Here is a 24,125-nt window from a genome sequence, read left to right as displayed (position 1 = left end):
GCGATGACGACGCCTCAGCACCTCTCCGACCGATATGAACTCGGCGAAATCCTCGGCTTCGGTGGAATGTCCGAAGTCCATATCGCCCGCGATACCCGGTTGCACCGCGATGTCGCGGTGAAAGTGCTGCGCGCCGACCTTGCCCGCGACCCCAGCTTCTACCTGCGCTTCCGCCGCGAAGCGCAGAACGCCGCAGCGTTGAACCATCCGGCGATCGTCGCGGTGTACGACACCGGTGAGGCTGAGACGCCCAACGGGCCGCTGCCCTACATCGTGATGGAGTACGTCGAAGGTGTGACGCTGCGCGACATCGTCCACACCGAAGGACCCATTCCGCCGCAGCGGGCGATCGAGATCATCGCCGACGCCTGCCAGGCACTGAACTTCAGCCACCAGCACGGCATCATCCACCGCGACGTCAAGCCGGCCAACATCATGATCAGCAAGAACAACGCTGTGAAGGTGATGGACTTCGGTATCGCCCGGGCGCTGGCCGATACCGGCAACAGCGTCACGCAGACGGCCGCGGTGATCGGAACCGCCCAGTATCTGTCCCCCGAACAAGCCCGCGGCGAGACGGTCGACGCCCGCTCCGACGTCTATTCGCTGGGCTGCGTTCTCTACGAAATCCTCACTGGCGAACCGCCTTTCGTCGGTGACTCACCAGTGGCCGTGGCCTACCAACATGTCCGCGAAGATCCGGTGCCGCCGTCGCAGCGACATCAAGGCATCTCTCCGGAGCTCGACGCTGTGGTGCTCAAAGCGCTCGCCAAGAACCCGGACAATCGCTACCAGTCCGCGGCCGAGATGCGCACCGACCTGATCCGGGTGCACAGCGGGCAGGCGCCCGACGCACCCAAGGTGCTCACCGACGCCGATCGCAGCTCGATGATGGCCTCGCCGTCGATGGACCGCGGCATCCCGACCCAGAACATGCCGGTGCCCCGGCCTGCCGGCTACTCCCGCGATCGCGGGAACTCGGTGGCCCGTTGGCTGATCGCGGTGGCGGTACTTGCGGTGCTCACCGTGGTGGTGACGGTGGCGATCAACATGATCGGCAGCAGTCCGCGCGATGTGCAGGTGCCCGACGTGAGCGGCCAGCATTTCGACGACGCTCAGGCAGCGTTGCAGAACCGGGGTTTCAAGACGCGCATCGAGACCCGCCCGGACAACTCCGTGCTGCCCGAACGCGTGATCGGCACGGAACCGGAGGCCGACACCGAGGCCAGTGCCGGCGACGAGATCACAATCAACGTCTCCACCGGTCCCGAGCAGGCCCAGGTGCCGGATGTGAAGGGGCTGACGCCGGTCCAGGCGCGACAGAAGCTCAAAGATGCGGGATTCGAGAAGACGAAGGAATCACAGAGTCCGTCCACTCCAGATGAAAAGGGTAGGGTTCTCTTGACCAACCCGCCTGCCAACCAGCTCGCGGCGATCATCAACGAGATCACCATCGTGGTGGGATCAGGACCGGCCAACGCCGAGGTTCCCGACTGCGTCGGGCAGAACGTTGACACGTGCAAGCAGATTCTCGCCGCGTCCGGCTTCCTGAATACCGTTGTCATCGAGGTCGACAACACTGCACCCGCCGGTCAAGTGGTCAGCACGGCCCCGGCTGCGAGGGCGTCGGTGGCGAAAGACACCGTGATCACGATCCAGGCGTCGCGCGGCAACCAGTTCGTCATGCCCGACCTCGTCGGTCAGTTCTGGGCTGACGTTTATCCGCGGCTGACCGCTCTCGGCTGGACCGGAGTGCTCGACCGCGGTCCGGACATCCGCGACAGCGGTCAGCGCACCAACGCCGTGGTCACCCAGAGCCCGTCACCGGGCGCCGGGGTGAACCGCGACGCGCGGATTACGCTGAGTTTCGCGTCGTAGCCGCTGCGACCGCGCGCGAGACTTCGTCCTCGAGCTGACGGACGAGCGTCTCGGCGGGGGCGCCGCCGCAGTACCCGAGCCAGTTGGCCAGCATGCGGTGGCCACCCTCGGTCAGGATCGATTCGGGATGGAACTGCACGCCGTGGATGGGCAGTTCGACGTGGCGGACCGCCATGATCACGCCGCCGTCCGTGCGTCCGATGACCTCGAGTTCGGCAGGAACGGTGTCCGGCAGGATGGTCAGCGAGTGGTAGCGCGTCGCGGTGAAGGGGTCCGGAAGGCCCTGCAGCACACCGGCATCGGCGTGATGGACCACGCTGGTCTTGCCGTGGAGCAGTTCGGGTGCGCGGTCCACCGTGCCGCCGAATGCGACGCCGATGGCTTGGTGGCCCAGGCAGACACCGAGCAGGGGAGTGCCTGCCGCTGCGCAGGCCCGCACCAGGGGGATCGACGCGCCGGCGCGTTCCGGCGTGCCGGGGCCTGGGCTGAGCAGTACGCCGTCGAAGTCGACGACGGCCTTGGCGATGTCGGCCTCGGTGCCCAGCCGCTCATCGTCATTTCGCCAGACCTGGACGTCCACTCCGAGCTGGCCCAGGTACTGGACCAGGTTGAAGACGAAGCTGTCGTAGTTGTCGACGACCAGGATCTGCATCGGCCCAGGTTACCGGCTCAATAGCCGAGTGGGCCCGCGGGTTTCGCATAGCGCATCCGGACCGGCTCGGTGTGCCCGACGAGTTCGACCTGAGCGCGCGGCTCCTCGAGGTAACCCAACCCGAACCTGACCACATATTGCTTGTAGAGAGTGACCAGCGGTGACGCGGCGAGGGCCGACTGCATGGCCGCCGCGTCGCCGATCGCGGTGACGACGTAGGGCGGGCTGTAGGTGCGGCCGTTGAGCAGCAGCGTGTTGCCCACGCAACGGGGTGCCGAGGTGGCGATGATGCGCTGATCCTGCATCTGGATGCCCTCCGCGCCGGCGCTCCACAGGGCGGTCAGGACCGCCTGGATGTCCTGCTGGTGCACCACAAGGTCGTCGGGCGAGGCGTCGCGCGGGAAACGGCCCTCAGCGTCGCGCTGAGCGTCGTTGAGGGTGACGACAAGGCCAGGACCGCGCATCGGCTCCATGCCGGCCTCAACGGCCAACTGCGCGCTGCGTTCGGTGATGGCGGTGAGTGCTGCGTGGGAGCTGGGGGAGCCGCCGTGATGGCTGTCGATCTGCGTCGACAGCGAATCGCGGTGCGTGGTCAGCCGGTCGACCGACTGCTGGGACTCGCGGACCAGGTCGACGAGCCGAGGTGCGTCGCTCCGGCGAATCTCATCACCGCCGGAGACGCCGTGCGTGGCGGCCAGCAGAAGGCCGGCGAGCAGGCACACCACCGGCACGCCGAAGCGCCACCTGGATCGATTGGCCTGGTCCATCGGCTCCTCTTCCGGACGTACAGCTACGTTAGGCTCGTGAAGCATCCTGCTTCATCGTCGCACCGTGTGACGCCGACTGTCCGCGAAGGTACCCATGCCCAAGTCCAAAGTCCGCAAAAAGAACGACTTCACCATCAAGCCGGTGAGCCGGACACCGGTCAAGGTGAAGGCCGGACCGTCCAGCGTCTGGTTCGTGGCCCTGTTCATCGGCCTCATGCTCTTCGGCCTCATTTGGCTGCTGGTGTTCCAGCTGGCTGCGACCAACCCCGTCGACACCCCGACATGGCTTCAGTGGATGGCCGATCTGGGCCCGTGGAACTACGCCATCGCCTTTGCTTTCATGATCACCGGTCTGTTGCTCACGATGCGCTGGCGCTGAGCTGAAACGAGACCCTAATGAATTCATCTTACGTTCTGAAGGTCGCCGGTTTAGCAACGTCGCGCGCGCTCAATCACATCGATGTGATTCATCCCCATTGGGGATAGCACCTGTGGATAACTTCATTAGCAGCGGTAAAAGGGTGTGAAGAACGCGTGCAGCAAACACAGTGGAGCCCATCGACAGCAGGAATCGCAGGTTGCGGCATAGCCGGACTTATGATGGCTATCGCGGCTGTGACGCTGATCACAGATCCACCCGGACGTGTTCTTGCCGGCATTGCCGCCGTGGGCCTGCTCACGTTTGCAACGTTCTCTTGGCGGGCACGGCCAAAACTGGCAATTCGTGGAGACTGTCTCACCGTCGCCGGCTGGTGGCGCACCCGGACACTTCAGCGCAGCGACATCCGCGCTGTCCGAATCACTGAGTTCCGCCGGATCGCCCGGAAGGTGCGCTTACTGGAAATCGACACCGTCGATGACCGGTTGGTGGTTTTCACCCGATGGGATCTCGGGACCGACCCGTTGAACGTCCTGGACGCCCTCACCGCGGCCGGCTACTGACAACGCCCGCACACACGACGCGACGTCCCCGCTGACGGGGACGTCGCGTGTTACGTGTGTGGGGCTGACCGCAAATTAAGACACGGTGACCGACTCGATCACGACGGGCTCGGTCGGCCGGTCGCCACGATCGGTGGCGGTGGTCGCGATGGCGTCGACGACCTTCTGCGACTCCGGATCGACAACCTCACCGAAGATGGTGTGCTTGCGAGTCAGGTGCGGGGTCTTGCCGACAGTGATGAAGAACTGAGAACCATTGGTGCCCGGGCCCGCGTTGGCCATCGCCAGCAGGTAGGGCTTGTCGAACTGGAGTTCCGGGTGGAACTCGTCGGCGAACTGGTAGCCCGGGCCGCCGCGACCGGTACCGGTCGGGTCGCCACCCTGGATCATGAAGCCGTCGATGACGCGGTGGAAGACCGCCCCGTCGTAGAACGGGCCGGACGTGCTACCCGACGCGTTCTCGGTGCTGTAGTCCTTGGTGCCCTGCGCCAAGCCGACGAAGTTGGCCACGGTCTTGGGAGCGTGGTTTCCGAACAGTGCGATCTTGATGTCGCCGCGGTTCGTGTGCAGGGTCGCTGTCGCGGTCTGAATGGGGCTCGTCACGGGAAGCCAGTGTGCCATCCCGCTCTCGCGCGGCCACCGGCACCCGTCAGTTGCGCCCGTGACGGTGACAGAGATGGCAGGCTGGACTGGCAGTCCCACCCATGGCCCAGAAAGGTGCGAGATGACCGTGAACGCCGATGCCCGGTTGGCCCCCAGTCAACGACTTTCCCGCGGCCTGAAATACACCGCCGTCGGACCAGTGGACATCACGCGCGGCGTCGTCGGCCTGGGGCTGGACACCGCGCAGGCCACCGCAACCGGACTACGTCGGCGCTACCAGTCCGGCAAGCTGCGCCGCCAGTTGGCCGCCGCTGCCGAAGCGGTCGCCGCACTGCCCGAAGTCCTGCACACCGCCGCCGAGCCACCCAAGCGGCGCCGCCGCCCACTGCTCATCGCCGCGGCGGCCGCTGTCGTCCTGGCCGGGGGAGCGGTGGCGTTCTCGATGGTGCGACGCTCCAGCCGCCCCGAGCCGCCGTCACCGCTGCCCCCGAGCGTGGAAGTCACGCCCAAGCCGTAGCGCTACTGCGACGGCTCTTCGCAGTCCAGCCACTGACCGTCCTCCTTGAGGAACCGGTTGGACTGCGTCTCTGTGGTCGGCTGCGCGTCGCCTGATTTCCACGTCGTGGTGAGATCGGCGGTCGCGGTGTCGCCGGTGACCTTGATGTTCTCGACCGTGTCGATCGTCACCGTCGTCGTCTGCCGAAGAACGTCAAGGTTCGCCGCCTTGTAAGCCGGTTCGTCATACCGGATCAACGCATCGACCAGCTCGCCGATGGTGGCATCCGATGCAGCGGGGTACTGCTGTTTGAGCGCGTCGGTCAGCACGTCGGCAGGCTTGGCGGCCAACTCCTCGCGAGTCCCGGCCTCGGTGATCGGCGGAAACATGGTGTCCGGCAGCTTTGTGACGTCATCGCGGTACTCCACACAGGTGAGCTCGGCCATCCTGCCGAAGTCGAAGCCGGCCATCACAGCTTCTTCCTGGTCGATCAGGTCACGGATCTGTTGTTCGTCGCTCGCCACCACCGCTGAACTGGTGGCCGGACTCGACGGCGCCGCCGACGTGCTCTCCGAACCGCAACCGGCGAGCGCCGCAACGGCCAGACCCACGATGAACACACGCATCACAAGAGTTCCCCCATCTGTGCACCCCGAGGCGGAAGGTCTCCGGCCAGCCGTCCACGGACAGCGGCAGCTTACCCCGGCGATGCCGTAGAGGTACTTCCAAACCAACGCAATGGTCGCTGCGGCACAACGGATTCCGCCACTGCGTCGGTTTCGCGAGCCGAAACCCGCTACGCCGCTTCGGCGACCGCCTTGATCGCGGCCAGGGTCGCGGGGATACCACTGAGGGCCGCTTCGCTGCGTGCAGCGATCTGCGCATCGGCCTGCTCGCGGAACCGTTCGTGGAAACCCGCGATTCCGGGCTCCAAGAAGTTCCACGACTCCGTCAGGCGAGTGCCCCCGGCTTCGGGCTCCAAAGTGAAACCCCAGCGCACCCAACCGTTGTTGACTTCCCAGACGAACTCACGGCCGGGCTCGGCAGCCACCACCTGGCTGCGGGTCTCCCACTCGCGTTCCGGTGTGACGTTGCGGCCGGTGAACCATGCGCCCACATGCGGCCCGGCGCCCTCGTCCCACCAACATTCCCGGCACACCGGACTCCACTCGCCCGTGCGGGTGACGTCGGAGACGATCGAATAGAGCTCTTCCGGAGGGAGGCCCACGTGTATCGAGTCGGAGAACTCAAGCTGAGTCACGGTGTAGTTCTACCCGGTTCAGTCACCATGCCGCTCGACGGGTTATGTATTCGGATACCCTCGCCGGCCACTGCTCCTCAAATCCCAGCAGTAGTTCCCGGTCCCAAGCTCACGATCGCTGAGACGGCATAGGGCGATTCGGCGCAGTCCGGGGATCTGCTTGTCGAGCCTGCTGTGGGTTGGCTTCCTCCTGGTTCTGTGGCGGCGTGAGCGGTCGATCGAACGGTGACGGCGGCGGCGTGGTCGGAGCACCGCTGGGCTGCGGTGACCCCGCTCGCGGCGGAGGGGACAGGACAGGCGGGGTTCGATCTTCCGTTCGACGTGGCCCTCCACCGGACGAATCAGGTCCGGTCCGGACGGCGCTGTTCCTCTCTGGCAGAGGAGGATTCGCGTCTAGGTTGGGATCTTCCGGCCGCAGCCGCGGCCACGAAGACGCAGGCGTCACCTCCGTCGGCGGCCGGATGCCTGGCGATCCCCCCGGTATCGGTGGCGGAGAGGGGCGTGCGGGCCAAGGCGCTCCATTCCCCGGCAGTGGGGGCTGACCGGGACCCCTCCCGGAATTCGGTGCCTCCGCAGCCTTCTTCGCTTTGGCCGCCGCCTCGTGGAGCCTTTCGCCTCGCTCCAGTCCCTTCTCCACAGATCGTCCCGGACCGGACGGCAAGAACGCGGTGATTCTCTGCAGCCCTGACCCAAGGCCGGGAGCTCGGCGCCCCACCGTTTCTCCAGCCACGTGGAGGCCGTACGAGATGGCTGCGCCGGTCGCAAAGCTGGGGGGTGGCAAGTTGTAGGCGAAATTGGTGAAGGCACCGGCATCCGGTGTTGTCATGTTGGGCATCGCGCGTCTCTCCGGGATGCTGGACGGAGCGCCCCCCAGCCCACCACCGGGCGCCTTGTCCGGACTGAGACCGTCGAGGATGCTGTCGGTAATCGACGCACTCGTCGAACGCCTGTTGCGACCGAGCTTCAGCAGCATGCCGAGGGCGACGATCATCAAGATCACGGATGACACCGTGGACACCATGATGTTGCCTTGTTGCCGGAAGATGATCGTGAACATCTCGCCGACGAACACGGTGATGGCGACATAGCCGAACATCGCCATCGCGGAGTACCCGAGTTCCACTGCCGAGGTATAGACACTGCGCTGGGCGGGCCCAGGGATGAACCCCACGGCGAGACCCCAGAGCAGTTTGCAGGCGCTGACGACGGCGCGAAAGAACTCCGCGACGATCCGGAACGCGGTGATGGTGGCGTACAAGAGGAAGATGCTGACGAAGACGATGAGCAGGAACCCGGCACCGATCTGGCCAGCCTCGGGATTGTCGGCGCTGTGCTTCATCGCATGCGAGTTAGGGGCACCGCAATCTTCGACGCCGTCTTTGATCCGGTCGGCGTCGCCGGAGTTGACGCCGGCGCTCCACGCTGCGGCGCAGGACGGTGTGTCATCGACGACGGCGCCGAAGTTCCACGCCTGCAAGGGCCGACGGACGAGGTTGGTCGCCAGAACTGCCTCCAGTTCGGCCAAGGTGTCTCCGGCGTGGCCGGAGCTCACCGAGGAGTTCGTGACGGCGGCGATCGCGAGGTCGCGCCCCTGCACGAGCGGACCATCGTCGGAGATCGTCCAGGTGATAGGCGTATAGGCGATCACCCCGGCGAGTACCGCGACCATCAACGCGGCCGCTCCTTGGCCGACAGCTTTGGGCGCATCGCCGCGAATGATGTTGAGCGCAATGACCATTGCCGTGACCAGCGCCGCGATCACAGCGATTCCGGGAAGAATCTGCTCGGCATAGGTCTGTAGGCCTTCTGCCACGGGAAGAACCAGATCCCGCAGAAACCCGAAACTGAGGACATACATGAGAAGCCAGATCGCGAACCCGCCGATCACGACGAACACTGAGGCGATGATGCGCAGTTGGCCACCAAACATGGTGTTGCCCAAGTTGAATGGATTCCCCATGTCGGTCGACATCCGGTACTTCCACAGCGAGACGCCGTAGGAGTCGGTCACCGACAGCATCCCGAGGACGCCGGAGCCAGACGTCTCCCATAGCGCGGGCACAGCGTGTGCATTGGCTGGAAATGCGATCGAGAGCACCGCCAGCACAACGTTGACCATCAGGGGAAGGACCGTGACCCGGCGCAGCAAACCAGCGTTAGCGAACATCCAGATTCGGGCCGCCAACTGTCCCATCACCGGCAGCGTCGGATCGCACTGTTCCATCAGCCTCACAACAGCTTTGACACACGGCAGCTCGGCGTGGGACACGGTTTCTTCAGGATCAAGGCGGGCCCTCACGCCCGGCCCTAAGTGATTTCCCTTGTGTGGAAAGTTTACCTTGCACGAAAACAACGGTGTCACAGCGAACGGCGTTACACCCCATCGCGCGGATGAACGGCGCATGGCGGAATCGTCAAGCACCAGTGATCAACTGGAATCCGGCGCTCGGACGGGGTCGAGGAACCGCTGCGGCTGTAGAACGACAAGAGCGGCCCCTGGCGAACGCCGGGACCGCTCTTGCAATGTGTAACTTGTGGAGCCTAGGAGATTCGAACTCCTGACATCTGCCTTGCAAAGGCAGCGCTCTACCAACTGAGCTAAGGCCCCTTGAATGGATGAAGGCGGCTAGGCCGCCTCATGCCAAACTTCCTCGCCATGTCGTGACCGCCACACGATCACCGCCACGGCCGCCGCCGCCAGTAGTAACACCACTCGCACGGTGCACCTCCGGTGGTCGGTTCCAGCAGGGCCGGCATTGCCGGCTTCGTGGGCCTAGGAGGACTCGAACCTCCGACCTCTTCGTTATCAGCGAAGCGCTCTAACCACCTGAGCTATAGGCCCGAAATTGGGGAACGACCGAGCGACGAGATTACCTCACCGGTGGTCAGCTACCCAAATCAACAACATCGGTGGGCTGACCATCAATCTCGGTCGGCCAACGTCACCTCGACACCGCCCACCAGATCAGTGGTGAGGTTGTAGATGAACGCCCCAACCGTGGCCAACGCACTCAGCACCACGATGTTCACCAAGCCGACCAGTGCGGCCCCACCGAAGATGGTGCCGCTGGAGACGAGCTCACCGCCGGTACTGCCGCTCGCGCTGGTCAACAGGTCGCCGACATTGCTGTTGAGCTTGCTCCACACACCCATGCCGCCCAGTACGACGTACAGGAACGCCACCGCGATCATCCACACGAAGAACAAACACACCGACAACACCAGCGACACCTTGAGCACCGTCCACGGGTCGACCCGGCGGATCTGCATGCTGGCCCGCACTGGGCCCGCAGCTGCCGACTGGGGCCGGTTCGCGACCTGGATGCGGGTGGTTGGCGTCGACGACGCACGCGCCGCCGCGGTGTCGGTCGGTTTGCGCTGCGGCGGCCGCGGCACCGGGCCGGACAGATCAGGCAACTCGCTCGCATACGCCTCGGGCCGCACGGTCTCCGTGCGGGTCTCGTTGCGGGGCTCACTGCGCGGCGCCGGCCGCGGCGGCTGGTCGGGTTCGGCGGCCTCTGCTCCCGAAGTGAAACGCTGCGGCCGAGCATCGGCACCGGGGGAGGGCCGGCTGCCCTCGCCGCGGGACTCCGCGGGCGGCTGCTGCGCAGTACGGGCCGGACCGCGTTGCCACGGTGGCACCTCACCCGAATCGGTGATGTGACCGGTTGCCCGCGACGCCGTGCTGCCGACGGCACCGCCGTCGCCCCCGGCCGCTGAGCCGTTGTTGCTGCCCGGCCGGTCGCCCGCGCGCGGGAATCCCGACTCGTTCGGTGAACTCACCTAACAGCTCCTTAGCTCGGGCCGAGGACCCCGGCGGACCTCGACGGCTGCGTCACGACTCGTCCGACTCGGCGCCTTCCGCATCCGGGTCCTCCTCGGCGTTACGCGCAATGGCAATCAGTGTGTCGCCCTCACCCAGGTTCATCAAGCGCACACCCTTGGTCTGACGCCCGGCCTTGCGCACCTGACGTGCCCGAGTTCGGATGACGCCGCCGCCGGACGTGATGGCATAGAGCTCGGTGTCATCGTCGACGATCAGCGCTCCGACCAGAGTGCCACGTTTGCGGTCGTACTGGATCGTAAGGATGCCTTTACCGCCGCGACCCTGAACGGTGTACTCCTCGATCGCGGTGCGCTTTGCGTACCCGCCGGACGTCGCGACCAGCAGATACGTACCCTCTTGCACCACGTTGAGGGAGAGCAGGCGGTCTTCTTCGTTGAACCGCATGCCCTGCACACCCGAGGTCGCCCGGCCCATCGGCCGCAGCGCCTCGTCGGTTGCCGAGAAGCGGATCGATTGGCCCTTCGCCGATACCAGCAGCAGATCGTCCTCCGCCGAGCACAGCACCGCGCCGACTAGTTCGTCACCGTCACGCAGATTCACCGCGACGATGCCGCCGGACCGGTTCGAATCGAAGTCGACCAGCCTGGACTTCTTCACCAGTCCGTTGCGGGTCGCCAGCACCAGGTACGGCGCATCTTCGTAGGTCTTGAGCTGGATGACCTGGGCGATGCGCTCCTCCGGCTGGAAGGCCAGGAGATTCGCGACATGCTGGCCGCGCGCGATCCGGGACGCCTCAGGCAGGTCGTAGGCCTTGGCCCGGTACACCCGGCCCTGCGTGGTGAAAAACAGGATCCAGTCGTGCGTCGAGCACACGAAGAAGTGGTTGACGATGTCGTCCTGCTTGAGCCCGGCACCCTGGACACCCTTACCGCCACGCTTCTGGCTGCGGTACAGGTCGGACTTGGTGCGCTTGGCGTAGCCCGTCTCCGTGATCGTGACGACAACTTCTTCGCGGGCAATCAGGTCTTCGTCGGCCACGTCGCCGTCGGCCGGGATGATCCGGGTGCGACGGGCGTCGCCGTACTTCTCGACGATCTCCTTGAGCTCATCGCGGACGATGGCGCGCTGCCGCTCCGGCTTGGCCAGGATGTCCTCGAGGTCGGCGATCTCCGCCTCGATCTTGGCCAGGTCGTCGACGATGCGCTGACGTTCCAGGGCGGCCAGGCGACGCAGCTGCATGTCGAGGATCGCCTGTGCCTGGATGTCGTCGATGTCGAGCAGCTCGATCAGGCCCGCCCTGGCGATGTCGACGGTTTCCGAAGCGCGGATCAACGCGATGACCTCGTCGAGCGCGTCGAGCGCCTTGACCAGACCGCGCAGGATGTGGGCCCGCTCATTGGCTTTGCGCAACCGGTAGGTGGTCCGGCGGATGATCACGTCGAGCTGATGTGCGACGTAGTAGCGGATCATCTGGTCGAGCCGCAGTGTGCGCGGCACCCCGTCGACGATCGACAGCATGTTGGCGCCGAAGCTCGTCTGCAGCTGGGTGTGCTTGTAGAGGTTGTTCAGCACGACCTTCGCCACAGCGTCGCGCTTGATCTCCACGACGATCCGCAGACCGACCCGGTCGCTGGACTGGTCCTCGATGTTCGAGATGCCGGCCATCTTGCCGTCGCGGACCTGCTCTGCGATCGACGTGATGAAGTTGTCGTGGTTGACCTGATACGGCAACTCGGTGATGACGATGGAGGTTCGGCCACGCGAATCCTCCTCGATCTCCACCACACCACGCATCCGGATCGAGCCGCGGCCCGTGGTGTATGCGTCCGTAATGCCTTGCGAGCCAACGATCAAGCCGTGCGTCGGGAAGTCGGGACCCTTGACCCGCTCACAGACCGCGGCGAGCGTCGCCTCCTCGTCGGCCTCGTAGTTCTCGAGGCACCAGTAGACGGCCTCGGCGAGTTCGTTGAGGTTGTGCGGCGGGATGTTTGTCGCCATACCGACCGCGATGCCGCCGGACCCGTTGGCGAGCAGGTTGGGGAACCGGCTGGGAAGGACCGTCGGCTCCTGTACGCGCCCGTCGTAGTTCGGAATGAAATCGACTGTTTCCTCGTCGATTTCGCGCAACATCTCCATCGCGAGCGGAGTGAGGCGTGCCTCGGTGTTATGACTGACGAATCCGTTCGTGATGAACGCGTGGTCTTCGGTGTCGACCCGCAGGCTGTACACGGGTTGCACACCAGCGTCGGTCACCGACGTGACACGCGCATAGTAGAACCGGCCGTCAGTCAGCTCAGTCGCGATGGCTTCTGCGTCGGGATCGTCGCCATGCAGCTTCAGGAATTCGTCGAGACTGCGTTGTATGACGGATTTCTGACAATTTTCGTCAGGAACCGTAGTCTCGGCGCGCATCACTGCGACATCGCCCGGGCGGATCTCCTCGATCAGCTTCCACAAGAGCGTCGGCACGCCGCCCAGGTCTACGAGGCAGAGCAGGGGATGGTTCGCCGTGCCCGTGACTTTGTAGCCTTCGACGGTGCGCACCGTGTAGGTCTGATGCTCACCCGAGTGGAACAGGCGATCGGCAATGACCGGAGTCCCATGACGACCAACGACTTTCAGGTCGACGACGTTGTCGGAGTTCGGCCGGGCATCAGGGACGATGTCGCCGATACGTACCGACTTGCCCTCAGGCAGTGCCACCAGCGCATCACCGGTAATGCAGTACCTCATCGCCGCCGGCGGGTCGTTACCCGGCGAACCGAAGTTGCCCTGCCCGTCGACCAACGGATAGCGCAATGACCACGGTTGGGCCATGCGGACCAGGGTGTCGTAGATCGACGAATCACCGTGCGGGTGATAGTTACCCATGGTCTCGGCAACCGAGCGGGCCGACTTCGCGTGTCCGCGGTCTGGGCGGAACCCGGAGTCGAACATCGCGTAGAGCACGCGGCGGTGCACGGGCTTGAGGCCGTCGCGGACCTCCGGAAGGGCGCGGCCCACGATCACGCTCATCGCGTAGTCGATGTAGCTGCGCTGCATCTCCTGTTGGATGTCAACGGGTTCGATGCGGTCGCCGGCTTCGCCGCCGGGCGGCAATGTGGTGTCAGTCATGTAATCCTCGGGTTGCTAGAACCAGCAGTCTCGGCGTCTTAAACATCCAGGAAGCGAACATCTTTGGCGTTGCGGGTGATGAAGCTGCGACGTGCCTCGACGTCCTCTCCCATCAGGATGGAGAACAGTTCGTCGGCTGCCGCGGCGTCGTCCAGGGTGATCTGGCGCAACACCCGGACCGACGGGTCCATCGTGGTCTCCCACAGTTCTTTTGCGTCCATTTCACCGAGACCCTTGTAGCGCTGGATGCCGTCCTCGGTGTTGATCCGCTTACCGGCGGCTCGGCCGGTCTCCAGCAGTCCGTCCCGCTCGCGATCGGAGTATGCGAACTCCGGTTCTGTCCGCTGCCATTTCAGCTTGTACAGCGGCGGTTGGGCGAGGAAGACGTGGCCATTCTCGATGAGCGGCTTCATGAAGCGGAACAGCAGCGTCAGCAGCAGCGTCGAGATGTGCTGACCGTCGACATCGGCGTCGGCCATCAACACGATCTTGTGATAGCGCAGTTTGGCGATGTCGAACTCGTCGTGGATACCGGTGCCCAGCGCGGTGATGATCGCCTGGACTTCGGTGTTCTTCAGCACGCGGTCGATCCGCGCCTTCTCGACGTTGATGATCTTGCCGCGCAACGGAAGAATTGCCTGGAACATGGAGTCCCGGCCACTCTTGGCCGAGCCGCCGGCCGAATCACCCTCCACGACATACAGTTCGGATTTGCTCGGATCCGTGGACCGGCAGTCGGCGAGCTTGCCCGGAAGACCGCCGATGTCGGTGGCACTCTTGCGGCGCACCAGCTCGCGGGCCTTACGCGCCGCGATCCGCGCTTGCGCCGACGAAACCGCCTTGTTCAAAACGGTTTTGGCCTCGGCGGGGTTGGCCTCGAACCAATGCTGCAACTGCTCGTTGCAGATCCTCTGCACGAAGGACTTCACTTCGGTGTTACCGAGTTTCGTCTTGGTCTGGCCTTCGAACTGTGGCTCAGCCACTTTCACCGAGATGACCGCGGCGAGACCCTCGCGGATGTCATCACCGGTGAGATTGGGATCCTTCTCCTTGAGAAGTTTCTTGTCCTTGGCGTACTTGTTCACCACGCTCGTCAACGCCGTGCGGAAACCCTCTTCGTGCGTACCGCCCTCGTGAGTATTGATCGTGTTGGCGAACGTATGCACCGACTCCGAATACCCGGCGTTCCACTGCATCGCGATCTCGACCTCATGACCCGTGCCCTTGCCGGAGAAGTCGATGATGCTCTGCTGGATCGGCGTCTTGGTTCGGTTGATGTGCTTCACGTAGTCGACCAGGCCGCCGGGGTAGTGGAAGGTGCGGTGCTTGACCTTGTGCGGGCCTCTTGCTTCGGCCGCCGTCTCGTCAGCGCTCTTGGGGGCTTCGGCAGTGTCGCTGACGACGTCATCGACGACCTCCTCGGCCGTGACGCGCTCGTCGGTCAGTTCGATGGTCAGGCCCTTGTTGAGGAACGCCATCTCCTGAAGCCGTCGCGCGACGGTCTCGAAGTTGTAGTCAGTGGTTTCGAAGATGTCGGGGTCGGCCCAGAACCGGATGGTGGTGCCGGTCTTCTTGGTGGCGCCGCCCTGTTTGAGGGTGCCCGGGACCGAGCGGTCGTAGTACTGGAACCACTCACTGCCGTCGCGCAGCACGGTGGCCTCGAGCCGGGTCGATAGAGCATTGACCACCGAGACGCCCACGCCGTGGAGACCACCGGACACCGCATACGATTCGCCGTCGAACTTGCCGCCCGCGTGCAACTGCGTCATGACGACGTCGATGGTCGGTACGCCGGTGGCGTGCATGGCCACCGGGATACCACGGCCGTCGTCAGTGACCTCGACACTGCCGTCGCCGTGGATCTTGACGGCGACGCTGGTGGCATAGCCGGCCATCGCCTCATCGACGGCGTTGTCGACAACTTCCCAGATCAGGTGGTGCAGACCTCGCTCACCAGTGGAACCGATATACATGCCCGGACGTTTCCGGACCGCCTCGAGCCCCTCTAGAATTGTGATTGCATCGGCGCCGTACTCCTTGGGAGCACTCTTCTTCTGGGCAGCCACGTTGGACGCGTCTCCTTGGGGTTCGCGGGAGGCGGTACAGATACCGCCTGAGATCCATCGATCAGTCTACCGTCACATCCCGACAGGACCGATTCTGTAGCCGCGTTTCTGCCTATCTGATTGCGCCGTGCGCGGAATTTCTCGGCCACAGGTGCGGGAGGACGCTTAAGAACATTCTTGCTGAGCGCCTCGGCGCTCTGAGCCCAGACTGATATTGACCTAGCCGTATGTGTCCCGCGGGCCGCGGCCGGCGATGTGATAGCGCCCCTTACGCCAGGACGGTCCCACCGGACCGGTGATTTTCAGCGACGTGACCACGCCGTCACCGACCGCAGCGGCAATTTTGGCCAGCAGTTGAGCCTGCACCATGCGCAGTTGCGTGGCCCACGCCGTCGATTCGGCCGAGACTGTCAGCACACCCTCGTGCAGGGCCGTCGGGTTGGCATGCTCGGCGATCTGCTCGCCGACGACCGTGTTCCACTGACCGAACACCGATCCTTCGGCGACGCGCGACGACCAGCCCCGCGATTTGGCCAGGTCCTGGGTTGCCGACCCCAGCAATTGCGGATCGCGAGTGTCGGGGCCCGGTCCGGACCACGTCCGGCGCCGGCGGGAACCGGCGACCCGACGCACCGGCGCGTTACGGCCCCGGCCGACGTCCTTTCCCTGGCTGCGTGCCGCGCCTCGAGCCTCCTCGAGCGTGCGCCGCACCAGATCCATGCCACGCAATCCGGCCAGGTGGTCCGGAATTCCCGGCACTGCGTCGTCTTGCCGGTCCTCGTCCGTCATACCTGCACCACCGAGACCCGCCCGGCATCGTCGTCGGTCATCCGGATCTCGATCTGGCGGGCGTCCCAGTCCTCCGGAATGTCCTCGGGCACCGCGGCGGTCACCAATACCTGCTCGGCGGCGCCGGCCACGGCCGCCAAGGCCCTCCGGCGCGCGGTGTCCAACTCGGCGAAAACGTCGTCGAGCAACAGCACCGGCTCGACACCGTCTGAGCGTAGCAATTCATAGGCCGCGAGTCGCAACGCCAGCGCCATCGACCACGATTCGCCATGGCTGGCAAAGCCTTTCGCGGGTTGATCTCCGAGCCGAAGTTCCAGATCGTCGCGATGTGGACCGACCAGGCAGACGCCACGCTCGAGCTCGGCATCGCGGCGCCGGGCCAACGCGTCGAGCAATGCGGCTTCGTAGAACTCCACCGATTCGCCTCCGGCAGCATTCTCGATGGCCTCGACGCTGCTGCGGTACCGGATGGCCGCGGGCCGCGATCCGGGCGCCAGAAGTTGGTAGGCCTTCTCAACCTCGGGGTGCAGTTGCTCGACGAGGTTCACCCGCGACGCGATCAACGCCGCACCGTGCGCAGCTAGGTGACCGTCCCACACCTCGAGGGTGTCCAGCACGCTGCGGTCTCCCCGATATCGTGCTCCTGCAGCGGTTTTCAACAGTGCAGTGCGCTGTCGCAGCACCTTGTCATAGTCGGCCCTGACCCCCGCGATCGACGGGCGGCGGGTAGTCGCGAGTTCGTCGAGATACCGACGCCGCTCACCCGGGTCTCCGCGCACCAGGGCCAGATCCTCCGGACTGAACAGCACCGCACGCAACACCCCAAGGATCTCGCGGGCGCTGCGCACCGGGGACCGGTTCAACCGGGCCTTGTTGGCCCGCCCACTGGTGATCTCGAGGTCCACCGCGAGTTCGCGGCCCTCGTTCACCACGATCGTCGAGACGATCGTCCGTTCGGCACCGGCCCGGATCAGGGGTGCATCGGAGGCCACCCGGTGTGACCCGAGCGTCGACGAATACCACAGTGCTTCAACAAGATTCGTCTTACCAAACCCGTTCGGTCCGACGAACACCGTCCGGCCGGGCTCCAGGTCCAGGTCGACGTGGGCCCAGGAGCGGAAGTCGGTCAGCGCCAGGTGACGGACGTACACGTACATACCCCCTGAGTCGCTACGCTCCTGCCCCGCCGGATCACCCGGACTCGCTGATCCTCTTGACGGCGTGCCCACCGAACTGATTACGCAACGCCGAGACCGCCTTCATTGTGGGGGAGTCGTCCTGCCTCGAGGCGAACCGCGCGAACAACGAGGCAGCGATCACCGGCATCGGGACCCGGTGGGCGATAGCCTCTTCCACCGTCCACCGACCCTCACCGGAATCCTCGGTGTAGCCGCTGATATCGGTGAATCCGGGATCCTCCTTGAGGGCCTTGGCCAACAGTTCCTGTAACCAGGACCGCACCACGGTGCCATTACTCCACGCCTGGATCACTGCCTGCGGATTGGCGATGAGCTCTTCGGCGGCCAGCAGTTCGTAACCTTCGGCGTAGGCGTGCATTAGCCCGTACTCGACGCCGTTGTGCACCATCTTGGCGTAGTGGCCGGCACCGACCGGTCCGGCATGGACGAAACCATCGGCAAGTTCGCCCGGCGGCCGCAGCGCGTCGAAGATCGGCATCGCCCTGGCCACATCTGCATCACTGCCGCCGACCATCAGGCCGTAACCCTCGGTCAAACCCCACACGCCACCGGACACTCCGGCGTCGATGAAGGCGATACCCTTGGCGGTCAACAACTTTGCGTGAATACCGTCCTCGGTGTATCTCGAGTTGCCGCCGTCGATCACCAGATCGCCCTCGCTGAGCACCTCGGACAGCTGCAGAATCGTGTCGTGGGTGATCGTCCCGGAGGGCACCATCACCCACACCACCCGAGGTGCCGTCAACGCCGCGGCCAGCTCCGTCAAGGTCGGCACATCGCTGACTTCCGGACGGGGGTCATAGCCGATGACTTCGTGGCCGGTTTCACGCAGACGCTCCCGCATGTTGAAGCCCATCTTGCCCAGGCCGACCAACCCCAGTTGCATGTGTGCGCTCTCTCTCGACGGGCCGGTCAGCCCGGAAGCCGCACCGGCATCAACAGATAGACGTAATCGGTTTGTGCGGCCGGGAACGGACCCGAACCGCCTCCCGTGCCATCATCCTCGCCTGCCGGGCGCAACACCGCGGGACGGCTCGGTGTCGTGAAGCCGAATGTCACCCGCTCCGAATGCAACGAACCCAATCCGTCGGTCAGATAGGTCGGATTGAACGCGATTGTCAGCGGTTCGCCTGCGAACTCCACCGGCAGGTCCTCCTCGGCGCGGCCCACGTCGTCGGCACCGGCGGACAACCGCAGCACGTCCTCGTTGAACTCCATCCGAATCTGGGCACCGCGGTCGGCGACCAGCGCAACACGCTTGATGGCCTCGGTCAGCTCGGCGACCGCGATGGTGGCGATCGCGGTGTGCTCGTTGGGCAGCAACTGACGGAACTTGGGGAACTCCGCATCCAGCAGCCGGGTGGTGCTGCGCTTGCCGTCGCTGCGGATGCCGAGCAGACCGTCCTTGCCGACGGCGGTACCCGACCCCAGCGCCAGATGGACCTGTGTGCCGTCGGTGCCGGCCTTGGCGGCCTCGGCCAGTGTCTTGGCGGGTACCAACACCGCGGCCTCGACATCTGCGGTGCTGGTGGCCCACGTGAGTTCGCGCACGGCAAGCCGGAACCGGTCGGTGGCGGCCAACACCACCGATTCGCCGGAGATCTCGACCCGGATGCCGGTCAGCATCGGGAGTGTGTCGTCGCGGCCGGCGGCAACGGCCACCTGGCCGATCGCCTCGCCGAACAGATCGGAGGACACGACCCCGGTTTCGTCCGGCAGGGTCGGGAGCGCGGGGTAGTCCTCGACGGGCAGCGTGGGCAGGGAGAACCGGGCACTTCCGCAGGTCAGCGCCACTCGAGTGCCGTCGACACTGACTTCCACCGGTTTGGCGGGCAACGCCTTGGTGATGTCGGAGAGCAGCCGGCCAGACACCAAAACGCTTCCCGCAGAAGCGATTTCAGCACCGACCTGGACCTCGGCGGAAACTTCGTAGTCGAATCCGGAGATCGTCAGGCCGTCATCGGTTCCGGTCAGCAGCACGCCGGCCAGCACCGGGATGGTCGGCCGGGTCGGGAGATTACGGGCCACCCAGGCCACCGCGTCCGCGAAGTCTTCGCGCACGACGCGAAACTTCAAGTCGGTCAGCCCAGCCGTCGTCGTCGCCACGTCCTATGCGCCCCTTCGATAATCCCCGCAATGAGCTTTAACCAGCGTGGTAAGCGCCGTCGATGAACCACCGTAGAGCTTTCCGCACCAACTTGAAAGCTAATCGATCGGGCTGACATCAGCCTCCGACGGGCCGGCCGCGTGTGGTGCGGGCGGGATGTTCCCCAGGTGCTTCTTCTAAAGAGAGAACTAGGGAGATATTCAAGTAACAGTAATAGGTGCTGTGGAATCTGGGGATGAAGTGTCGTTCGCCCAGTACGGCAGGTGTGTCGCAATGTGTGTCGACTGTGGAGAGCGCGGCACTTGACGGGTGCAGGGTGTGGACAGTTGCGGCGGTGTGGATGGAGATGACAATCATCCTGTGGTTTGCGCGCAGGTTGTGCACAGCGCTGTCCACAGCGATTGGGTGTGGCAGCAGACGCCGATGGGACGGAAGTTGTTCGAAAATGTTTCGCGGAACACTGCCGCGTGACCACGATGTGAGACGGAAGTGGGCGTTTCAGCGCTTGGCGCGCTGACGGATCCGCGTCGTGAGTTCCTTGACGTGATCGAAGACCTCACGGCGCTCGGCCATTTCGCCCCGGATCTTCTTCTCCGCATACATGACCGTGGTGTGATCGCGGCCGAACGCCTGCCCGATCTTGGGCAGGGAGAGATCGGTGAGCTCGCGGCATAGGTACATGGCGATCTGGCGGGACTGGGCCAGCGCGCGGGTCTTGCCCGGGCCGCGGAGTTCCTCGACGGTGGTCTCGAAGTACTCGGCCGTGGCCGCCATGATGGCTGCGGTGCTGATCTGCATGGTGGTCGCGTCGGCGATCAGGTCGCGCAGCACCACTTCGGCCAGTGACTTGTCGATGCGGGTCTTGTTGAGCGACGCGAATGCGGTGACGCGGATCAGCGCGCCCTCGAGCTCACGGATGTTGCGTTCGATGCTGCTGGCGATGAGCTCGAGCACGTCATCGGGAACGTCTAGGCGGTCCATCTGCGCCTTCTTGCGCAGGATCGCGATACGGGTTTCCAGCTCGGGTGGCTGGACGTCGGTGATCAGGCCCCACTCGAAGCGGGTGCGCAGTCGGTCCTCGAGGGTGGCCAGCTGCTTGGGCGGGCGGTCCGAGGAGATGACGATCTGCTTGTTCGCGTTGTGCAGTGTGTTGAAGGTGTGGAAGAACTCTTCCTGGATACCTTCTTTGCCTTCGATGAACTGGATGTCGTCGACGAGCAGGATGTCGATGTCGCGGTAGCTGCGCTTGAACGACGCCTTGCGATCGTCGCGCAGCGAGTTGATGAAGTCGTTGGTGAATTCCTCGGTGGAGACGTACTTCACCCGCATGCCCGGAAACAGCCGTTGGGCGTAGTTCCCGGCGGCATGGAGCAGATGCGTCTTGCCCAGACCGGACTCACCCCAGATGAACAACGGGTTGTACGCACGGGCCGGCGCCTCGGCGATGGCCAGGGTGGCGGCATGGGCGAAGCGGTTGGACGCGCCGATGACGAACGTGTCGAAGGTGTATCGGCGGTTGAGGTTGACGGCGTTGCCATCGGTGGCCGCGAGGTCCTGCTGGGGACTGCTGAAGTAGGTCGGCCAACTCTCCTGGGCGCTGACCTTGGCGGCGCGGTCGTCGTCGATCTCGTCGCCGTCGGATGGCGGGGGAGTCGACTCGGCCGGAATGTCCGCGCCGGCGTCTTCGGGTTCGTCGGGCGGTGTGGCGATCCGCACCCCGAGCTCGACCCGCTGGCCGAGCTTACGGCTCAGGGCCGCGACGATGGGCTCGCGCAGATGGCGTTCGATCTCGTTCTGTACGAACGGCGTGGGAACCGACAGCAGAGCAAACCCCTCGGCGATCACCAGCGGTTTGACGAGCTTGAGCCACGCCCTTTGCTGGGGGGTGAGGGTCGGGACGGAAGGGTCGCCCTGGTGGTTGCCGTCACGGTCGCCGTTGAGTTCGGCAACGACGCTGTTCCAGACGGCGACGAAAGGAGGGTCGGGGTCAGCTGTAATGACTGTTACCCCCTTTGAGGTGCTGGGGCCGACCTAGGGACGACCAAAAGAACGATGACGAGCTGTCCACATATTTATCCACAGCTTGTGGAGAAAGGACAGTCGTCGTCGCTCTGTTGTCTGTAGCGAGGGCGTCGGCCGGGACTCGTCACGTGCTGCGCGGTGGGCGGCTGGGCGACGTCCTCGTTTCATTGTCCTGGGCCGCTCCAGGCGCGGAACGGCATTGCCAGAAGCTAACAGTTTTCTCTCGAAGTGCCAACAGTTCTGCAACATCCGAGGGCACCTGAAATTGTGAGCTGGGGCGAGGTTTGACCCAGGGAAATCTCGTCAGTAACCTTGACCAGTCGCCCGCACGTGGCGATACGGCTGCGAACTGGGCTTGCCTGGAGACCGCGCCGGTTAGTAAAGCACGACGACCTAGCTTATTGAGGGCAATCGCGTCCTTGCCGACACAACGGTGTGGGTGAGACGCGGGCGCCAGACGAAACAAGGAGAAATTGCCGTGGCCAAGGGCAAGCGGACCTTCCAGCCCAACAACCGCCGCCGTGCGCGGGTGCATGGGTTCCGGCTGCGGATGCGTACGCGCGCCGGTCGCGCCATCGTCGCCAACCGGCGTAGCAAGGGCCGTCGCGCGCTCACTGCGTGATACTTCGGCTTTCCGGCAGGATTTGACGCTGGTGCTTCCGGCTCGATACCGGATGAGGCGGTCCGCGGAGTTCAGTGCCACCGTCAGTCGTGGTGTGCGTGCAGTGCAACCAGACGTTGTCGTACACGCTTACCGCGACGGTGCGGATCAGAGTGGCCCGCGGATCGGGTTGATCGTGTCCAAGTCCGTCGGGAACGCCGTCGTACGCCATCGGGTGTCACGCCGCCTTCGCCACGCCGCCCGCACAATTCTGCCTCGGCTCGATCCGGCCGACCTGGTGGTGATCCGCGCCCGTCCGGGCAGCGGCCACGCCGTGTCCCCGCGGTTGGAGCAGCAGTTGCGTCAGGCCCTCGAGCGAGTTGCCTCGCGGCGCGGGACCTCTCCATGATCAGGCGCGCGGGCGCGGGCGCTGCCCGCGGTGTGATCTTCCTGATTCAGCTCTACCGCCACACCATCTCCCCGCTGCGCCTGCCGACGTGTCGATTCATGCCGACGTGCAGTCAGTACGCGGTGGACGCACTCACCGAATACGGCTTGCTGCGAGGCGGCTGGCTGGCCACGGTGCGACTGCTGAAGTGCGGCCCGTGGCATCGGGGAGGATGGGACCCCATACCGGAGCGCTGCACGCACACCCATGAGTCCGATGTCTCCGGTGAGACAGCTTCCGCCGACCTTGTCAGGAGCAAGTTGCGTGTTTAATTGGTTCAGCCTCGACATCATCTATTACCCGGTGTCGGCGATCATGTGGGTCTGGTACAAGGCGTTCGGCTTCCTTCTGGGCCCCGACAACTTCTTCACCTGGGCACTGTCGGTGATGTTCCTGGTGTTCACGTTGCGCGCGATTCTGTACAAGCCCTTCGTGAAGCAGATCCGCACGACTCGGCAGATGCAGGAACTGCAGCCGCAGATCAAGGCGCTGCAGAAGAAGTACGGCAAAGACCGTCAGCGGATGGCGCTGGAGATGCAGAAGCTGCAGCGCGAGCACGGCTTCAATCCGATCCTGGGCTGTCTGCCGATGCTGGCCCAGGTCCCGGTTTTCCTCGGTCTGTATCACGTGCTGATGTCCTTCAACCGGACGCAGACCGGCATCGGCCGGCTGGGTTTGTCGGTGGAGGAGAACAAGAGCCTGCCCAACTACGTCTTCAGCGCGTCAGACGTCGGGCACTTCCTGGATGCGAATCTGTTCGGTGCTCCGCTGGGCGCCACGATGATTCAGCAGCATGGGCTGGAGGCCTTCACGGACTTCAACCGACTGTCGGTGATCATCGTCGGCGTGCCGATCATGATCCTGGCCGGCATCGCGACGTACTTCAACAGCCGGGCGTCGGTCGCGCGACAGAGTCCAGAAGCGGCGGCAAATCCGCAGACCGCGATGATGAACAAGCTCGCGCTCTACGTCTTCCCGCTGGGCGTCGTAGTGGGCGGACCGTTCCTTCCGCTGGCCGTGCTCATGTACTGGTTGGCCAACAACATCTGGACCTTCGGTCAGCAGCACTACGTGTTCGGCAAGATCGAGAAGGAAGAGGAAGCCAAGAAGGTCGAGGCGCTGGAACGGCGGGCGGCCAATGCTCCGGCCCCCGGCGCCAAGCCGAAGCGGGCGCGCAAGGCCGAAGCCGAGGCTGCTGCCGCCGGCGCTGATGCCACCGACGCGGTGGACGCGGTCGACGCGGTGGAAGAGCCGACCGACGGTCAATCAAGCGCGACGGGTTCGTCTGGCGCGACGGGCACGTCCGGCGTAAGCCGCACACCGAAGCCGGGGGCGCGGCCCAAGAAGCGGAAACGTTGACCAGTTCCGACTGGCAAAAGTAGGGAGATGACGA

At 64.7% G+C, this 24,125-nt stretch carries 22 protein-coding genes and 2 tRNA genes; 8 read left to right on the top strand and 16 right to left on the bottom strand.

Annotated features, from left to right (window positions below):
* The first annotated feature begins 3 nt into the window (after positions 1 to 3).
* The gene (pknB, locus tag ABQF30_RS14225) at positions 4 to 1,878 is read left to right on the top strand and encodes a Stk1 family PASTA domain-containing Ser/Thr kinase (RefSeq protein ID WP_448464670.1); all 1,875 of its coding nucleotides are present in this window, start codon (positions 4 to 6) and stop codon (positions 1,876 to 1,878) included.
* Here pknB and ABQF30_RS14220 read toward each other — a convergent pair.
* Positions 1,856 to 2,530, bottom strand: coding sequence for an aminodeoxychorismate/anthranilate synthase component II (locus ABQF30_RS14220; RefSeq protein WP_448464668.1), 675 nt, complete (start codon positions 2,528 to 2,530; stop codon positions 1,856 to 1,858). The genes pknB and ABQF30_RS14220 overlap by 23 nt on opposite strands.
* Before the next feature lie 17 nt (positions 2,531 to 2,547).
* Complete coding sequence (locus tag ABQF30_RS14215; RefSeq protein WP_448464666.1) at positions 2,548 to 3,297, bottom strand: DUF881 domain-containing protein; 750 nt, start codon at positions 3,295 to 3,297, stop codon at positions 2,548 to 2,550.
* Positions 3,298 to 3,391: 94 nt separating this feature from the next.
* On the opposite strand from ABQF30_RS14215, the gene crgA reads away from it, so the two are divergent.
* Together crgA and ABQF30_RS14205 are read left to right on the top strand one after the other, a co-directional pair.
* Complete coding sequence (gene crgA / locus ABQF30_RS14210; RefSeq protein ID WP_448464664.1) at positions 3,392 to 3,676, top strand: cell division protein CrgA; 285 nt, start codon at positions 3,392 to 3,394, stop codon at positions 3,674 to 3,676.
* A gap of 155 nt (positions 3,677 to 3,831) precedes the next feature.
* Positions 3,832 to 4,239: a PH domain-containing protein gene (locus ABQF30_RS14205; RefSeq protein WP_448464662.1), complete on the top strand. Its 408-nt coding sequence runs from the start codon at positions 3,832 to 3,834 to the stop codon at positions 4,237 to 4,239.
* A gap of 75 nt (positions 4,240 to 4,314) precedes the next feature.
* On the opposite strand, the gene ABQF30_RS14200 is transcribed toward ABQF30_RS14205, so the two are convergent.
* Entirely contained in the window at positions 4,315 to 4,860 is a 546-nt protein-coding gene (locus ABQF30_RS14200) for a peptidylprolyl isomerase (RefSeq protein WP_448464660.1), read from the bottom strand.
* 103 nt (positions 4,861 to 4,963) lie between these two features.
* Between ABQF30_RS14200 and cwsA the strand changes: the two genes are divergently transcribed.
* Positions 4,964 to 5,359, top strand: a complete 396-nt coding sequence (gene cwsA / locus ABQF30_RS14195) for a cell wall synthesis protein CwsA (RefSeq protein WP_448464658.1) — start codon at positions 4,964 to 4,966, stop codon at positions 5,357 to 5,359.
* Positions 5,360 to 5,361: 2 nt separating this feature from the next.
* On the opposite strand, the gene ABQF30_RS14190 is transcribed toward cwsA, so the two are convergent.
* The 13 genes from ABQF30_RS14190 to dnaA all read right to left on the bottom strand — a co-directional run bounded on the left by ABQF30_RS14190 (position 5,362) and on the right by dnaA (position 21,659).
* Positions 5,362 to 5,964, bottom strand: a complete 603-nt coding sequence (locus ABQF30_RS14190; protein WP_448464656.1) for an Rv0361 family membrane protein — start codon at positions 5,962 to 5,964, stop codon at positions 5,362 to 5,364.
* A 170-nt stretch (positions 5,965 to 6,134) separates the two neighbouring features.
* On the bottom strand, positions 6,135 to 6,599 hold the full coding sequence (locus tag ABQF30_RS14185; protein ID WP_448464654.1) for an SRPBCC family protein: 465 nt from the start codon (positions 6,597 to 6,599) through the stop codon (positions 6,135 to 6,137).
* A gap of 109 nt (positions 6,600 to 6,708) precedes the next feature.
* Positions 6,709 to 8,823: a hypothetical protein gene (locus tag ABQF30_RS14180; protein ID WP_448464652.1), complete on the bottom strand. Its 2,115-nt coding sequence runs from the start codon at positions 8,821 to 8,823 to the stop codon at positions 6,709 to 6,711.
* Positions 8,824 to 9,134: 311 nt separating this feature from the next.
* Positions 9,135 to 9,207: transfer RNA gene (locus tag ABQF30_RS14175), tRNA-Ala, on the bottom strand.
* Positions 9,208 to 9,367: 160 nt separating this feature from the next.
* Positions 9,368 to 9,441: transfer RNA gene (locus tag ABQF30_RS14170), tRNA-Ile, on the bottom strand.
* An 80-nt stretch (positions 9,442 to 9,521) separates the two neighbouring features.
* A complete protein-coding gene (locus ABQF30_RS14165) occupies positions 9,522 to 10,382 on the bottom strand; it encodes a DUF3566 domain-containing protein (protein WP_448464650.1) in 861 nt (286 codons plus the stop codon).
* A 52-nt stretch (positions 10,383 to 10,434) separates the two neighbouring features.
* A complete protein-coding gene (gyrA, locus tag ABQF30_RS14160) occupies positions 10,435 to 13,500 on the bottom strand; it encodes an intein-containing DNA gyrase subunit A (RefSeq protein WP_448464648.1) in 3,066 nt (1,021 codons plus the stop codon).
* Between the two features lie 38 nt (positions 13,501 to 13,538).
* Positions 13,539 to 15,566 carry a DNA topoisomerase (ATP-hydrolyzing) subunit B gene (gene gyrB / locus ABQF30_RS14155; RefSeq protein WP_448464646.1) on the bottom strand — a complete coding sequence of 676 codons (2,028 nt, stop codon included), beginning with the start codon at positions 15,564 to 15,566 and terminating at the stop codon, positions 13,539 to 13,541.
* A 219-nt stretch (positions 15,567 to 15,785) separates the two neighbouring features.
* Entirely contained in the window at positions 15,786 to 16,355 is a 570-nt protein-coding gene (locus tag ABQF30_RS14150) for a DUF721 family protein (RefSeq protein ID WP_448464645.1), read from the bottom strand.
* The gene (gene recF, locus ABQF30_RS14145; protein WP_448464643.1) at positions 16,352 to 17,506 is read right to left on the bottom strand and encodes a DNA replication/repair protein RecF; all 1,155 of its coding nucleotides are present in this window, start codon (positions 17,504 to 17,506) and stop codon (positions 16,352 to 16,354) included. Before recF ends, ABQF30_RS14150 begins: the two co-directional genes overlap by 4 nt.
* Before the next feature lie 40 nt (positions 17,507 to 17,546).
* Complete coding sequence (gene gnd / locus ABQF30_RS14140) at positions 17,547 to 18,470, bottom strand: phosphogluconate dehydrogenase (NAD(+)-dependent, decarboxylating) (RefSeq protein WP_448464986.1); 924 nt, start codon at positions 18,468 to 18,470, stop codon at positions 17,547 to 17,549.
* Positions 18,467 to 19,660, bottom strand: coding sequence for a DNA polymerase III subunit beta (gene dnaN, locus ABQF30_RS14135; protein WP_448464641.1), 1,194 nt, complete (start codon positions 19,658 to 19,660; stop codon positions 18,467 to 18,469). The genes gnd and dnaN overlap by 4 nt, the downstream gene beginning before the upstream one ends.
* Before the next feature lie 499 nt (positions 19,661 to 20,159).
* On the bottom strand, positions 20,160 to 21,659 hold the full coding sequence (dnaA, locus tag ABQF30_RS14130) for a chromosomal replication initiator protein DnaA (RefSeq protein ID WP_448464984.1): 1,500 nt from the start codon (positions 21,657 to 21,659) through the stop codon (positions 20,160 to 20,162).
* Positions 21,660 to 22,161: 502 nt separating this feature from the next.
* Here dnaA and rpmH point away from each other — a divergent pair.
* From rpmH to yidC, 4 genes are read left to right on the top strand one after another with little or no spacing between them, the layout of a single operon-like run.
* Positions 22,162 to 22,305, top strand: coding sequence for a 50S ribosomal protein L34 (gene rpmH, locus ABQF30_RS14125; RefSeq protein WP_003898363.1), 144 nt, complete (start codon positions 22,162 to 22,164; stop codon positions 22,303 to 22,305).
* Between the two features lie 31 nt (positions 22,306 to 22,336).
* Positions 22,337 to 22,693: a ribonuclease P protein component gene (gene rnpA, locus ABQF30_RS14120; protein WP_448464638.1), complete on the top strand. Its 357-nt coding sequence runs from the start codon at positions 22,337 to 22,339 to the stop codon at positions 22,691 to 22,693.
* On the top strand, positions 22,690 to 23,004 hold the full coding sequence (gene yidD, locus ABQF30_RS14115) for a membrane protein insertion efficiency factor YidD (RefSeq protein ID WP_448464636.1): 315 nt from the start codon (positions 22,690 to 22,692) through the stop codon (positions 23,002 to 23,004). Before rnpA ends, yidD begins: the two co-directional genes overlap by 4 nt.
* The gene (gene yidC, locus ABQF30_RS14110) at positions 22,997 to 24,091 is read left to right on the top strand and encodes a membrane protein insertase YidC (protein ID WP_448464634.1); all 1,095 of its coding nucleotides are present in this window, start codon (positions 22,997 to 22,999) and stop codon (positions 24,089 to 24,091) included. The genes yidD and yidC overlap by 8 nt, the downstream gene beginning before the upstream one ends.
* Positions 24,092 to 24,125 lie beyond the last annotated feature (34 nt).

It is taken from the genome of Mycolicibacterium sp. XJ870, assembly GCF_053483975.1.
The sequence above is the reverse complement of the archived record's forward strand: the minus strand, read 5'-3'. Positions and strand labels throughout refer to the sequence as shown.